Source organism: Enterobacter cloacae complex sp. ECL411, assembly GCF_021869665.1.
Classification (GTDB): domain Bacteria; phylum Pseudomonadota; class Gammaproteobacteria; order Enterobacterales; family Enterobacteriaceae; genus Enterobacter; species Enterobacter intestinihominis.
The window spans coordinates 3,321,951-3,335,210 of the sequence record NZ_CP091486.1 but is presented as its reverse complement, the minus strand read 5'-3'; the positions used below and the strand labels follow the sequence as shown (position 1 = coordinate 3,335,210).

The window sequence follows — 13,260 nt, the reverse complement described above, 5'->3', positions numbered from 1 at the left end:
ACCCCCGCCTGTCGGGGGTTTTTCTCATTGATGGTGCGATATGGACTCAATCGAACAACAACTTACTGAACTGCGAACCACGCTTCGCCATCATGAATATCTCTATCATGTTATGGACGCACCGGAAGTGCCGGATGCGGAATATGACCGCCTGATGCGTGAACTGCGCGAGCTGGAAGCGCAGCACCCGGAGCTGATTACGCCCGATTCCCCAACGCAGCGCGTCGGCGCGGAACCGCTGGGTGCTTTCAGCCAGGTGCGCCACGAAGTGCCGATGCTGTCGCTGGATAACGTGTTTGATGAAGAGAGTTTTCTGGCTTTCAACAAGCGCGTGCAGGATCGCCTGAAGAGCGTCGACAATCTGAGCTGGTGCTGCGAGCTAAAACTGGATGGTCTGGCCGTCAGCATTCTTTATGAGAACGGCGTGATGGTACGTGCCGCAACGCGCGGCGACGGCACCACCGGGGAAGACATCACCACCAATGTGCGCACCATTCGTGCGATCCCGCTGAAGCTGCGTGGCGATAACATTCCTGCGCGGCTGGAAGTGCGCGGGGAAGTTTTCCTTCCGCAGGCGGGCTTTGAGAAGATCAATGAAGAATCGCGTCGTACCGGGGGTAAAGTGTTTGCAAACCCGCGTAACGCGGCGGCAGGTTCGCTGCGCCAGCTCGATCCGCGTATCACCGCGAAGCGACCGCTTACTTTCTTCTGCTACGGCGTCGGGATCCTGGAAGGCGGTGACCTGCCGGATACCCACCTGGGTCGTTTAATGCAGTTCAAAGAGTGGGGTTTGCCGGTAAGCAACCGCGTGCAGCTTTGCGACTCTCCAGAGGCGGTGCTGGCGTTCTATCACAAGGTTGAAGAAGATCGTCCCACGCTTGGGTTTGATATTGATGGCGTAGTGATCAAGGTTAACTCCCTGGCATTGCAGGAACAGTTGGGTTTTGTTGCCCGGGCGCCACGCTGGGCAGTGGCCTTTAAGTTCCCGGCGCAGGAGCAGATGACCTTCGTTCGCGACGTGGAATTTCAGGTAGGACGTACGGGTGCGATTACGCCTGTGGCGCGTCTGGAGCCTGTGCAGGTGGCTGGCGTGCTGGTCAGTAACGCTACGCTGCATAACGCCGATGAAATTGCCCGTCTGGGGCTGCGAATTGGTGACAAAGTGGTGATTCGCCGCGCGGGCGATGTGATCCCGCAGGTGGTTAACGTAGTGGAATCAGAACGTCCTGCCGATACCCGTGCCATCGAGTTTCCTGCCCATTGTCCGGTATGTGGTTCGGACGTTGAGCGCGTGGAAGGTGAAGCGGTAACGCGCTGTACGGGCGGGTTAATCTGCGGCGCGCAGCGTAAAGAGTCCCTGAAGCACTTTGTCTCCCGCCGGGCGATGGACGTCGACGGAATGGGTGACAAGATCATCGACCAGTTAGTTGAGAAAGAGTATGTCCATACGCCAGCGGACCTCTTTACCCTGACGGCAGGTAAGCTGACCGGTCTTGATCGTATGGGGCCGAAATCTGCCCAGAACGTGGTCAATGCGCTCGAGGCGGCCAAAAATACTACCTTTGCCCGTTTCCTTTACGCGCTCGGCATTCGTGAAGTCGGAGAGGCGACGGCGGCAGGGCTGGCGGCGTATTTCGGCACGCTGGAGGCTCTTGAGAAAGCCACCATCGACGAACTACAGAAAGTCCCTGACGTTGGTATAGTGGTCGCTACCCACGTCTTCAACTTCTTCGCCGAAGAGAGCAACCGTGAAGTGATCGGTAAATTACTGGAACAGGGCATTCACTGGCCCGCACCGGTAGTGGTTAATGCAGAAGAGATCGACAGCCCGTTTGCAGGTAAAACGGTGGTGCTGACCGGCAGTCTGAGCCAGCTCTCGCGTGATGACGCGAAAGCGCGCCTGGTGGCGCTTGGGGCAAAAGTGGCGGGAAGCGTGTCAAAGAAAACCGACCTGGTGATCGCCGGGGAAGCGGCCGGTTCGAAGCTGGCAAAAGCGCAGGAGCTCGGCATCGAGGTGATCGATGAAGCGGAAATGATGCGCCTTTTAGGAGAGTGATGTGGAAAAAGAGCAGCTCGTTGAGATCGCCAATACGGAGATGCCGTTCGGTAAATATAAGGGCCGCAGGCTGATTGATTTACCGGAAGAATATCTGCTGTGGTTTGCCCGTAAGGATGAGTTTCCTGCCGGGCGTCTTGGCGAGCTGATGGCTATCACATTACTGATCAAAACAGAGGGGCTGACCCAGCTGGTGCAGCCCCTGAAACGTCCTTAAACTTTCGCGGCGCGGGTCTCTTCCTGCGCCAGCTTTTCAGTCTGTGCCTTGTAACGCCGCGCCAGTACCGCACACACCATCAGCTGGATCTGATGGAAAATCATCAGCGGCAGTACCATCATCCCAATGACCGACGTCGGGAACAGAATATTGGCCATCGGGATCCCGTTGGCCAGGCTCTTTTTCGATCCGCAGAATACGATGGTGATTTCATCGGCCTTATTGAAGCCGCATTTGCGGGCCACAAAGACGTTAACCGCGATCACAATGGTCAGCAGAACAAGGCTTACCACCACAATAAACAGCAGCGATCCTGCGCCCACCCTGTGCCAGATGCCGTTCACCACGGCTTCGCTGAAGGCCGTGTAAACCACCAGCAGAATGGAGCTTTGGTCCGTTTTCCCGATCCATTTTTTGTGTTTCGCCACAAACGCCCCAATCCAGGGGCGGGATAAGTGTCCGAGCACAAACGGCAGTAGCAGTTGCAGACAAATTTTACCCACCTGCTCCAGATTACCTTCTGCACCATGCATGTTCATCAGCAGACCGACCAGCAGCGGTGAAACAAAGATCCCGAGCAGGCTGGAAGCCGAAGCAGAACAGACCGCCGCCGCGACGTTGCCGCCCGCCAGCGAGGTAAAGGCAATAGCAGACTGCACGGTGGCCGGCAAAATGCACAGATAAAGGAAACCGGTATAGAGTGCCGGATCGACATTCACCGGCGCCCACCAGGCAAACAGCACGCCCAGAACAGGGAAGAGGATAAAGGTGCTGCACATTACCCAGAGGTGCAGTCGCCAGTGGCTACCGCCTGCAATAATGGCTTCCCGGGAGAGTTTGGCGCCATGCATAAAGAACAACAGGGCAATGGCTGCCGTGGTCAGCCCTTCAATGACCGGAACGAAACCGCCCCGCGCCGGGAAGAACGAGGCCAGCAAGACGACACCAATCAGGGTCAGCGTAAACGGATCAAGGATACGAAAAAGTTTCATAATCACTCCTGAAAACAGATGCCGCTATTGTGCTTTCTTCCCTTTGAGAAATAAAATTGATTTATTGCATCCATTCATGAATTAAAGAGATGAATTATTCACTACGTCAGCTTCGTGTTTTCGTCACCGTCGCGCAGGCCCGCAGCTTTAGCCGGGCAGGGGAGATGATTGGCCTCAGCCAGTCGGCGGTGAGCCATAGCGTGAAAGAGCTGGAAACTCAAACCGGCGTGAAACTGCTCGACCGCACGACGCGCGAAGTGGTGCTCACCGAAGCGGGACATCAGCTGGCAACGCGTCTGGAAAGGCTGCTGGATGAACTGAACAGTACGCTGAGAGACGTCGGACGGCTTGGACAACAGCTTTCCGGTACCGTGAGAGTGGCGGCGAGCCAGACGATTTCGGCGCATCTTATTCCCCAGTGCATCGCTGAAAGTAATCACCGCTATCCGGATATCGATTTTGTTTTGCACGACAGGCCGCAGCAGTGGGTACTGGAGAGTATTCGTCAGGGGGATGTGGATTTCGGGATTGTTATCGATCCCGGAGCGGTAAGCGACCTGGAATGTGAAGTGGTACTCTCGGAACCCTTTTTATTGCTCTGCCGCGATGATGATCCTCTGGCATCGCTGTCGCAGGTGGCCTGGCAAGCCTTACAGGGGGCAAACCTGGTGTTACAGGATTATGCATCAGGTAGCCGCCCGCTGATAGATGCCGCACTGGCCGCACAGGGCGTAAAGGCAACCATTGTGCAGGAGATTGGGCATCCTGCCACGCTCTTCCCGATGGTCGAAGCGGGGATTGGCATCAGCGTTCTGCCGGCGCTGGCGCTGCCACTGCCGCAGGGGAGTCGTTTAACGGTGAAGCGTTTTGTACCCTGTGTCGAACGCCAGCTGATGCTGGTACGCCGTAAAAACAGGTCTCTTTCCGGAGCGGCACACGCCTGCTGGGATGTGGTGCGTATGCAGGCCAGGCGTCTGATGGAGGCCCGCACGCGCGATCCACTTTTTAATGAAACCAATGATCAGATATAGATATCAATCTGATGTTCTGCGGAGGGTTTATTGACGCCTTCCGCCACGGCCTGACCGCTTTCCTGTTTTGGCATCGCCTCTTCTGCCTGCTGACGCTGCAATTGCGCCAGCTGTGCCTGCAACATAGCCAGCTGAGATTCGAGCAATTCTTGCTGCTTTTGCTTTTCTTCCGCTGTGGCATCACCCATGGCGACTTCTTTAAGTTGCTGAGTGACTTTCGTTATCTGTTTGGTCAGACGGGTGATCTGGGAAGCAATGTCGTTTCCGCCGGAGCTGTTATCTACGCTGCCGATTTCCATCGCCGACAGAGAAACGGGCTTAAGAGTTGTCATATTGAGATCCTTTTCGCCATAAAATAGAGGTATCGGCAAAGAAGGCGTGAGCTTGAGTAAAACAAGCGGTTTGGCTGCAATGGGGATGTGCTATATCGCAGATAGTAAAAAAGCGCCTTTAGGGCGCTTTTTTACATTGGTGGGTCGTGCAGGATTCGAACCTGCGACCAATTGATTAAAAGTCAACTGCTCTACCAACTGAGCTAACGACCCGAAATGGTGGGCGATGACGGGCTCGAACCGCCGACCCCCTCCGTGTAAAGGAGATGCTCTACCAACTGAGCTAATCGCCCATTTCGGAACTGCTACGATAAGGTGAGAATGGTGGGCGATGACGGGCTCGAACCGCCGACCCCCTCCGTGTAAAGGAGATGCTCTACCAACTGAGCTAATCGCCCAATCTCAATTCTTATCTACACTGCGAGTCTACCGAAGTAGATGGTGGGTGATGACGGGCTCGAACCGCCGACCCCCTCCGTGTAAAGGAGATGCTCTACCAACTGAGCTAATCACCCCCGCTGTGTGGAGTCGCATTATAGGGAGAGTTGAAAATGAGTCAACGCATTTTCTAAAGTTTTTATTCGTTCGTCGTAAAATTAGTCAAAACGATCGCAAAACGGACTGTGGTGCATGATTTCTAAACAAAAACAGCAATCTCGAACCGGATAAAGTGATCGACATTGAGGAATCGGCCCACAGTGATAGAATATTGCCCATTGTTTTCTTCCCAGGATTTGCCGATTACCGGCATCTTTATAACGTAAGGCCATTTCATGAAAATCAAAACTCGCTTCGCGCCGAGCCCGACAGGCTATCTGCATGTCGGTGGTGCACGTACTGCTCTCTACTCCTGGCTTTTCGCACGCCACAACAAAGGTGAGTTTGTGCTGCGTATTGAAGACACCGACCTGGAGCGCTCAACGCCGGAAGCAATTGAAGCCATTATGGATGGGATGAACTGGCTGAATCTGGAGTGGGACGAAGGCCCATACTTCCAGACCAAACGTTTTGACCGCTATAACGCCGTAATTGACGAGATGCTGGTCGCAGGCACGGCCTATAAGTGCTACTGCTCAAGGGAGCGTCTGGATGCGCTGCGCGAAGAGCAAATGGCAAAAGGCGAAAAACCGCGTTATGACGGTCGTTGCCGTCATGACCACAGCGAGCATGCTGCTGATGAGCCTTGCGTAGTGCGTTTTGCTAACCCGCAGGATGGCTCTGTTATCTTTGATGACCAGATCCGCGGCCCGATCGAATTCAGCAACCAGGAGCTGGATGACCTCATCATTCGTCGTACTGACGGCTCGCCAACCTATAACTTCTGCGTGGTTGTGGACGACTGGGATATGGAAATCACTCACGTGATCCGTGGTGAAGACCATATCAATAACACCCCGCGTCAGATCAACATTCTGAAAGCGCTGAACGCGCCTGTACCGGTGTATGCGCACGTATCGATGATCAACGGTGACGACGGTAAAAAGCTGTCCAAACGTCATGGCGCGGTGAGCGTGATGCAGTACCGTGATGACGGCTATCTGCCGGAAGCGCTACTGAACTATCTGGTGCGTCTGGGCTGGGCTCATGGTGACCAGGAGATCTTCAGCCGCGAAGAGATGATCGAGCTTTTCTCTCTGAACTCGGTAAGCAAATCAGCCAGCGCGTTCAACACTGACAAACTGCTGTGGCTGAACCATCACTACATCAATACCATGCAGCCAGAGTATGTGGCGACTTATCTGCAATGGCACATTGAGCAGGCAAACATCGATACCCGTACGGGCCCTGAGCTGGCGGATCTGGTGAAGCTGCTTGGCGAGCGTTGCAAAACGCTGAAAGAGATCGCCGAGAGCTGCCGCTACTTTTATGAAGAGTTTGACGCGTTCGACGCCGACGCGGCCAAGAAACACCTGCGTCCGGTTGCGCGTCAGCCGCTGGAAGTGGTGCGAGATAAACTCGAAGCCATTACCGAATGGACTGCAGAAAATGTTCACCACGCGATTCAGGCAACCGCTGATGAGTTGGAAATTGGCATGGGTAAAGTCGGTATGCCGCTGCGCGTTGCGGTGACGGGGGCAGGCCAGTCTCCGGCGCTGGACGTGACCGTTCATGCCATTGGCAAATCACGTAGCGTTGCGCGTATCAACAAGGCGCTGGGCTTTATTGCTGAGCGCGAAAGCCAGCAGTAATGCTCGTAAAATACAAATAACGGCAGGGTAACCTGCCGTTTTTTATGTCTGTTATTCAGCAATACCAAGACGCGTGAGAAAACCCTGCAAACCTTCGCGAGCGAGCAGCTTGTGCAAACGTTCCTGTTCGACAGTTGTCATGTTTTCCAGCGAGTCGATAATTTGTGGAAGCAGGCTGGATGAGGTCGCCACGCCATAGAGTGAAGGGCTTTCTGCCACATGGTAAACAGCCCGACTGTTACGAATGGCGGGAAGGCTAATGATGTGCTCCTTAACGTGCGCATCAATACATATCACCCTCGCTCTTCCGCCTTTTACACCGTTGATACCCTCCGTTTTCCATCCTTTCTGTCGTATCCAGCGATTAACGGTTTGTCGGGCGACGCCCAGACTGTCCGCCAGCTCTTCCGTGGTCATTTTGCTGCGTAATCTTTTCATATTAGCGTTGGTCGCGAATCCCTAAGCGTTGTAACAATCCGGTAATCCCTTCCCGCAGTAACAGAGATGTCATCTGCTTTTGCTCATCCGGCGTCATTTCATTCGCCAGCGTCAGGAGCAGGGCGTGAAGCGAGCCTTCGTGGTACGCCTTTTCTGGCATTTCCGGCGACTCTGTTACCCTGCGTGCGCTGCGAATAAAGTCGCGCACTTTTTCATTGACGTGTACCAGACGCGCCTTGCCGCCCTGAACGCCTGGTTTTGGCGATGTAATCCAACCCTCTTTGCGTACCCATTTATTGATGGTCTGTCGGCTATAGCCAGTCAGCAGGGCTAACTCTTCTGGCGTCATTCGTTCCTTGATCATACAATTTCCTGAATATCTGTGGGGTTAATTAGTGGTTCATTTTATAGCACCGTTTTACGTGAAAACGTGACAAGCTTTACTCCTGGCTGCGAGCAGACTCGCAAAGTGATTCATTTGCATGATTTTTCGGCGGTTGAAAGGCTGAGGTTGAATTTGCCGTTGACACTGTGCGGCGGAATTCATATTATGCCGCCCGTCAACATGACAGCTTTACGATGGGGCTATAGCTCAGCTGGGAGAGCGCCTGCATGGCATGCAGGAGGTCAGCGGTTCGATCCCGCTTAGCTCCACCAAGCTCTGAACCCAACAGAGTACGGTAGGTAAAGTAACATGTGGGGCTATAGCTCAGCTGGGAGAGCGCTTGCATGGCATGCAAGAGGTCAGCGGTTCGATCCCGCTTAGCTCCACCAAAATTTAAACCCTCGTCGTCAGACGGGGGTTTTTTATATCTTGTAAAATATTTAGACTGTTTTTGTTGCAATTAACGTCGTTTTCTATACCTCACCTCAATCCAAATCAATAATTAAGTCCATAAATAGACCTAAACTTGATTCGTCCAATTAATAAACCTATTATCGATCCGGTCAATAAGACGATGGTTAAATAGATTACCCGGATTAATGAATAGAAAAATTTACAATAATGTAAAAATATTTATGATTGCCCTGGCGCTAAGCCTGATTGCGATCCCCTTTTCCCGTTATATCTCTCCGCGCGCTATCGTTAACGAAAATGATGTTTATTTAGCGTGGCTGCCCTTAAGCGCCATGCTCGCCATCGTGTTGTTATTTGGACGATGGGCAATCATTCCTTTGTTGCTAAGTTTTAGTGTTACTAATGCTTATTACTTTGATTTAGCCCCGCTACAATCTATCGTTTTATTATGTTGTCAGACGTTTGCCGTCTTCGCCGCCTGTGGCGTTATCCGTTTGATGCTGGGCAAGCGCTGGCGCCACAGCATGCCGAATAAGTACATTGGTATACGTATTTTATGGCTCGGATTTATGGTGCCTGTGGGCATCAAATTATCGATGTATCTGGCGGGGTATTTATTTGATTTCCCGGTAACAATCTCCTCCTATTTCGGCGAAGGATCTGCAATTTATAACGTTATCGATATTCAGAGTCTGATTTGCGCCGCCCTGATTTTCACCATGATGTTCTATTATCCATTAAGAATGATTATTAATCCTCGCTATGCCCGAACATTCTGGCGGCGAAGCGTGAAGCCCCTCTTTTGCAACAAAAAAGCGTTATTTATCGTTGTGTGGCTGATGCTGTTGGTCTCAATGATCGCTATTTTATGCGCACCTTTTGAGTCGCAGTTTATTGCGGGTTATTTGATGCCGACCGTTTTCATTCTTTTTACCCTGGGTATTGGTCGTTTGAGCTATGCGCTCATCTCTTTATTCTGGGCAGCCTCAGCGCTCATGTTGTTGACCTATAATTATAATTTTCTCAATGGCGTTGAATCGGGCCACTCGCTCTCCTTTATTCTGTCGGTACTCATCTCTTTCGCTATCTGCCTGCTTTACATGTCGCAGATCTATCAGAAAAGTGAATGGCTGAAACAGGGGTGGCAGGAGAGGGCGCTTACCGATCCGCTCACCGGTCTGCCTAACATTCGTGCGCTGGAAGTTTTTCTACAGCATCATCCTGAGGCCAAAGTCTGCTGCTTGCGTCTGGATAATCTGGAATTCCTGAGCCGTCACTACGGCATCCTCATGCGCGTGCACTGTAAAAAGATGATCACCGCGTCGCTGCAGCCGTTATTGCAAAAAGACGAGAAGCTCTTCCAGTTACCAGGCAGTGAACTGATGTTGGTCTTGCTGGGACCGGGCACGGCTGAACGTCTGCAATTTATGGTTGACCATCTGAACAGCCGTAAAATTATCTGGAACAAGACTGAGCTCGACATTGAGTTTGGTGCCTCCTGGGGGGAAGTGCCAAATGGAGAAAGCGTGCATCACACGCTGGGTCAGTTGAGCTGGCTGTCCGAGCAGTCCTGTTCCGGGCATAACGTCCTTGCGTTAACCAACAGTCTGGATGATGTTTCTGGTCATACGACTGACAGGGTGCTAATGCTGGCCCGTATAAAACGCGCCCTTGATATCGGTGGTCTCCATCTTTACGCGCAGCCAATTCACAACGCGCGCGGAGAAGGGTACTTTGAAATCCTTTCGCGTCTTGAAAGTGATGGTGAGATCATCACCCCTGACCGCTTTATTCCGCTGATTGCTCAGTTCAACCTGAGCCACCGATTCGACCTGAACGTGGTGGAAAAATTGCTGATGTGGATGCGCAGTCATCCATCCGGACGGGCCGGAACGCGGTTCTCCGTTAATCTGATGCCGCTGACGCTGATGCAGAACGAGATTGCAGCTGAGATCATCGCGCTTTTTGAACGCTACGCCGTTGCACCGCAAGATATCGTCATTGAGATCACCGAGGAACAGGCTTTCTCTGACTCGGGAAGCAGCATCAACAATATCCAGCAGCTGCGGGATTATGGCTTCCGCATTGCTATCGATGACTTTGGTACCGGCTATGCCAACTTTGAGCGCCTGAAGCGACTGGAGGCCGATATCATTAAGATCGATGGCTGCTTCGTGAAAGATATCTGCACCGACAGCATGGATGCGATGATCGTGCAGTCCATTTGCAACATGGCAAAAACGAAATCGCTTTGTGTGGTGGCTGAATATGTGGAATCGGCTGAACAACGCGAGATGTTGCTGCGATACGGCGTTGATTATTTGCAGGGCTATTTGATTGGTAAACCACTGCCCCTGACGGCGCTGGAGACATAAAAAAACCGGGAGCGATGGCTCCCGGTTTTCATTGAGCGATATGGATTACAGCACCAATGCTGCGATAGAGGCAGACAGGACGCTCACCAGCGTTGAACCGTAAACCAGCTTCAGGCCAAAGCGAGAAACGACGTTACCTTGCTCTTCGTTCAGGCCTTTAATCGCACCAGCGATAATACCGATGGAAGAGAAGTTCGCGAAGGAGACCAGGAAGACGGACAGGATCCCTTCCGCACGCGGGGAGAGCGTGCTGGCAATCTTCTGAAGATCCATCATCGCCACGAATTCATTGGATACCAGTTTCGTTGCCATGATACTGCCCACCTGCAACGCTTCGTGAGCGGGCACACCCATTACCCAAGCGACGGGGTAGAAGATATAGCCCAGAATACCCTGGAACGAAATACCAAGTACGGCCGCAAACAGGGCGTTCAGCGCAGCGATCAGTGCGATAAAGCCAATCAGCATCGCGGCAACGATAATCGCAACCTTGAAACCCGCCAGAATGTATTCACCCAGCATTTCGAAGAAGCTCTGTCCCTCGTGCAGGTTTGACATCTGAATGTTCTCTTCGCTGGCATCCACGCGGTACGGGTTAATCAGCGAAAGAACAATAAAGGTGCTGAACATATTCAGAACCAGCGCTGCAACCACGTATTTAGGTTCCAGCATAGTCATATACGCGCCCACGATAGACATGGAAACGGTAGACATTGCTGTCGCCGCCATGGTGTACATGCGGTTACGGGACATCTTGCCGAGGATATCTTTATACGCAATGAAGTTCTCAGACTGACCCAGGATCAGCGAGCTGACTGCGTTAAAGGATTCCAGCTTGCCCATGCCATTAACTTTCGATAACAGGAAGCCGATTGCACGGATAACCACCGGCAGAACACGAATGTGCTGGAGGATCCCGATCAGGGCAGAGATGAAGACGATAGGGCAGAGCACTTTCAGGAAGAAGAAGGCCAAACCCTGATCGTTCATGTTGCCAAAGACAAAGTTAGTCCCGTCGTTGGCAAATCCGAGCAGTTTTTCGAACATTTCGGAGAAGCCTTTCACGAAGCCGAGGCCTACGTTGGAGTTCAGGAAGAACCACGCAAGTAAAACTTCAATGACCAGCAGCTGGACAACATAGCGAATACGAATATTTTTGCGGTCAGTGCTGACCAGCAATGCGAGTGCAGTAACGACAACGAGTGCCAGGACAAAATGAAGGACGCGGTCCATATTTGCTCCAAATATGAGGCAGGTTTAATTTCCGTGCACATTCTATGTAACAAGCACAAAGAAAACGAGATCAAGCCCACACTATAGTTACATCCTGTGACGAGTCTCAAAAATAGTGATCAACAATACATTTTTGTTATGTTAGGTAAATGAGTGAAAAGTTAAGTTTGTGTGCTACGCTTCACAAATGTCTGCGCATTTTCACATTCTGTGACCTTGCTCCACCTGCCTGTCCATTGTCCCTGGCTATCAGAGTAATCATGTTAACCATTACAAATGAACTTGATAATCATTCTCATTTTGATAGCATAAAACATAGCACAGGCTATATTTCCAGAGGCAGAAATGACGAATAGTCGCGTAGAGAGTAGCAGCGGCAGGGCGGCACGCAAGCTGCGGTTCGCATTAATGGGACCTGCATTCATTGCCGCGATTGGCTACATCGATCCGGGTAATTTTGCGACCAATATTCAGGCCGGGGCCAGTTTCGGCTATAAGCTGCTGTGGGTTGTGGTGTGGGCCAACCTGATGGCGATGCTGATTCAGATGCTTTCCGCGAAGCTGGGTATTGCCACCGGGAAAAACCTGGCGGAGCAAATCCGCGATCACTATCCGCGTCCGGCGGTATGGTTTTACTGGGTCCAGGCGGAAATTATCGCCATGGCCACCGATCTCGCCGAGTTTATCGGGGCGGCGATCGGCTTTAAGCTTATTCTGGGCGTCTCCCTGCTACAGGGCGCCGTGCTGACCGGTATCGCCACGTTCCTTATTTTGATGCTCCAGAGGCGGGGACAAAAACCGCTGGAGAAAGTCATCGGCGGCCTGCTGCTGTTCGTCGCTGCCGCCTATATTGTTGAGCTGATTTTCTCCCAGCCGAATCTGGTGCAGTTGACGAAAGGGATGGTGATCCCGTCGTTACCCACCTCTGAAGCCGTATTTCTGGCCGCCGGGGTGCTGGGGGCGACCATTATGCCGCATGTAATTTATCTGCACTCTTCTTTAACCCAAAATCTGCACGGCGGGACGAGTAAAGAGCGCTACTCCGCCTCGAAATGGGATGTGGCAATTGCGATGACCATTGCCGGATTTGTGAATCTGGCGATGATGGCGACTGCCGCCGCCGCGTTTCACTTTAACGGGCATACCGGGGTTGCCGATCTCGACCAGGCGTACCTGACGCTGGAGCCGTTGCTGAGCCATGCCGCTGCCACTATTTTTGGTTTAAGCCTGGTTGCTGCGGGACTTTCCTCTACGGTTGTGGGGACACTGGCCGGGCAGGTGGTGATGCAGGGGTTCGTACGTTTCCATATTCCACTGTGGGTTCGCCGTTCGGTAACGATGCTGCCTTCCTTTATTGTAATTCTGATGGGGCTGGATCCGACCCGCATTCTGGTGATGAGTCAGGTGCTGCTGAGTTTCGGTATTGCGCTGGCGCTGGTGCCGCTACTGATATTCACCAGCAACAAATCGCTGATGGGCGATCTGGTGAATTCGACGTGGGTGAAACGCGCCGGGTGGGCCATTGTGGTCGTGGTGGTGGCGTTAAACATGTGGTTGCTGTTAGGCACAGCAGCAGGCCTGTAAAAGAAAAAGGAGCC

Annotated in this window: 11 protein-coding genes and 6 tRNA genes; 8 read left to right on the top strand and 9 right to left on the bottom strand. The window is 52.4% G+C overall.

Features of this window, described 5'->3' with window-relative positions:
* The first annotated feature begins 40 nt into the window (after positions 1–40).
* Together ligA and L3069_RS15825 are read left to right on the top strand one after the other, a co-directional pair.
* Entirely contained in the window at positions 41–2,056 is a 2,016-nt protein-coding gene (ligA, locus tag L3069_RS15830; protein WP_038416476.1) for an NAD-dependent DNA ligase LigA, read from the top strand.
* 1 nt (position 2,057) lies between these two features.
* Positions 2,058–2,273 (top strand): DUF3820 family protein, encoded by a 216-nt coding sequence (locus tag L3069_RS15825; RefSeq protein WP_003861328.1) that lies wholly within the window; start codon positions 2,058–2,060, stop codon positions 2,271–2,273.
* On the opposite strand, the gene L3069_RS15820 is transcribed toward L3069_RS15825, so the two are convergent.
* A complete protein-coding gene (locus L3069_RS15820; protein ID WP_038421494.1) occupies positions 2,270–3,265 on the bottom strand; it encodes a bile acid:sodium symporter family protein in 996 nt (331 codons plus the stop codon). The two genes, L3069_RS15825 and L3069_RS15820, sit on opposite strands and share 4 nt — an antisense overlap.
* A gap of 89 nt (positions 3,266–3,354) precedes the next feature.
* Here L3069_RS15820 and L3069_RS15815 point away from each other — a divergent pair, with 89 nt between their 5' ends.
* Positions 3,355–4,296, top strand: coding sequence for a LysR family transcriptional regulator (locus L3069_RS15815; RefSeq protein WP_038416474.1), 942 nt, complete (start codon positions 3,355–3,357; stop codon positions 4,294–4,296).
* On the opposite strand, the gene L3069_RS15810 is transcribed toward L3069_RS15815, so the two are convergent.
* From L3069_RS15810 to L3069_RS15790, 5 genes are all read right to left on the bottom strand, one after another.
* Entirely contained in the window at positions 4,287–4,628 is a 342-nt protein-coding gene (locus tag L3069_RS15810; protein WP_022648939.1) for a FlxA-like family protein, read from the bottom strand. The two genes, L3069_RS15815 and L3069_RS15810, sit on opposite strands and share 10 nt — an antisense overlap.
* 137 nt (positions 4,629–4,765) lie before the next feature.
* Positions 4,766–4,841, bottom strand: a tRNA-Lys gene (locus L3069_RS15805).
* A 4-nt stretch (positions 4,842–4,845) separates the two neighbouring features.
* Positions 4,846–4,921 (bottom strand) — tRNA-Val (locus tag L3069_RS15800).
* A gap of 29 nt (positions 4,922–4,950) precedes the next feature.
* Positions 4,951–5,026: transfer RNA gene (locus L3069_RS15795), tRNA-Val, on the bottom strand.
* Between the two features lie 41 nt (positions 5,027–5,067).
* Positions 5,068–5,143: transfer RNA gene (locus L3069_RS15790), tRNA-Val, on the bottom strand.
* A 258-nt stretch (positions 5,144–5,401) separates the two neighbouring features.
* Between L3069_RS15790 and gltX the strand changes: the two genes are divergently transcribed.
* Positions 5,402–6,817, top strand: coding sequence for a glutamate--tRNA ligase (gene gltX / locus L3069_RS15785; protein ID WP_022648938.1), 1,416 nt, complete (start codon positions 5,402–5,404; stop codon positions 6,815–6,817).
* Between the two features lie 51 nt (positions 6,818–6,868).
* Here the strand turns inward: gltX and L3069_RS15780 are convergent, their stop codons facing one another.
* Together L3069_RS15780 and L3069_RS15775 are read right to left on the bottom strand one after the other, a co-directional pair.
* Positions 6,869–7,255, bottom strand: coding sequence for a YfeC-like transcriptional regulator (locus L3069_RS15780; protein WP_032622330.1), 387 nt, complete (start codon positions 7,253–7,255; stop codon positions 6,869–6,871).
* Between the two features lies 1 nt (position 7,256).
* Complete coding sequence (locus tag L3069_RS15775) at positions 7,257–7,619, bottom strand: YfeC-like transcriptional regulator (RefSeq protein WP_022648936.1); 363 nt, start codon at positions 7,617–7,619, stop codon at positions 7,257–7,259.
* A 217-nt stretch (positions 7,620–7,836) separates the two neighbouring features.
* Here L3069_RS15775 and L3069_RS15770 point away from each other — a divergent pair.
* The 3 genes from L3069_RS15770 to L3069_RS15760 all read left to right on the top strand — a co-directional run bounded on the left by L3069_RS15770 (position 7,837) and on the right by L3069_RS15760 (position 10,429).
* A tRNA-Ala gene (locus L3069_RS15770) sits at positions 7,837–7,912 on the top strand.
* A 41-nt stretch (positions 7,913–7,953) separates the two neighbouring features.
* Positions 7,954–8,029 (top strand) — tRNA-Ala (locus tag L3069_RS15765).
* A 210-nt stretch (positions 8,030–8,239) separates the two neighbouring features.
* Complete coding sequence (locus L3069_RS15760) at positions 8,240–10,429, top strand: EAL domain-containing protein (protein WP_038416472.1); 2,190 nt, start codon at positions 8,240–8,242, stop codon at positions 10,427–10,429.
* 45 nt (positions 10,430–10,474) lie between these two features.
* On the opposite strand, the gene nupC is transcribed toward L3069_RS15760, so the two are convergent.
* Entirely contained in the window at positions 10,475–11,662 is a 1,188-nt protein-coding gene (gene nupC, locus L3069_RS15755) for a nucleoside permease NupC (protein ID WP_022648934.1), read from the bottom strand.
* Positions 11,663–12,007: 345 nt separating this feature from the next.
* Between nupC and L3069_RS15750 the strand changes: the two genes are divergently transcribed.
* The gene (locus tag L3069_RS15750; RefSeq protein WP_032623830.1) at positions 12,008–13,246 is read left to right on the top strand and encodes an Nramp family divalent metal transporter; all 1,239 of its coding nucleotides are present in this window, start codon (positions 12,008–12,010) and stop codon (positions 13,244–13,246) included.
* Positions 13,247–13,260: the final 14 nt, after the last annotated feature.

Coding starts and splice junctions, on each gene's coding strand:
- ligA (WP_038416476.1), top strand. CDS start 41: ATGGACTCAATCGAACAACAACTTACTGAACTGCGAACCACGCTTCGC.
- L3069_RS15780 (WP_032622330.1), bottom strand. CDS start 7,255: ATGAAAAGATTACGCAGCAAAATGACCACGGAAGAGCTGGCGGACAGT.
- L3069_RS15810 (WP_022648939.1), bottom strand. CDS start 4,628: ATGACAACTCTTAAGCCCGTTTCTCTGTCGGCGATGGAAATCGGCAGC.
- gltX (WP_022648938.1), top strand. CDS start 5,402: ATGAAAATCAAAACTCGCTTCGCGCCGAGCCCGACAGGCTATCTGCAT.
- L3069_RS15750 (WP_032623830.1), top strand. CDS start 12,008: ATGACGAATAGTCGCGTAGAGAGTAGCAGCGGCAGGGCGGCACGCAAG.
- L3069_RS15775 (WP_022648936.1), bottom strand. CDS start 7,619: ATGATCAAGGAACGAATGACGCCAGAAGAGTTAGCCCTGCTGACTGGC.
- L3069_RS15820 (WP_038421494.1), bottom strand. CDS start 3,265: ATGAAACTTTTTCGTATCCTTGATCCGTTTACGCTGACCCTGATTGGT.
- nupC (WP_022648934.1), bottom strand. CDS start 11,662: ATGGACCGCGTCCTTCATTTTGTCCTGGCACTCGTTGTCGTTACTGCA.
- L3069_RS15760 (WP_038416472.1), top strand. CDS start 8,240: ATGAATAGAAAAATTTACAATAATGTAAAAATATTTATGATTGCCCTG.
- L3069_RS15815 (WP_038416474.1), top strand. CDS start 3,355: ATGAATTATTCACTACGTCAGCTTCGTGTTTTCGTCACCGTCGCGCAG.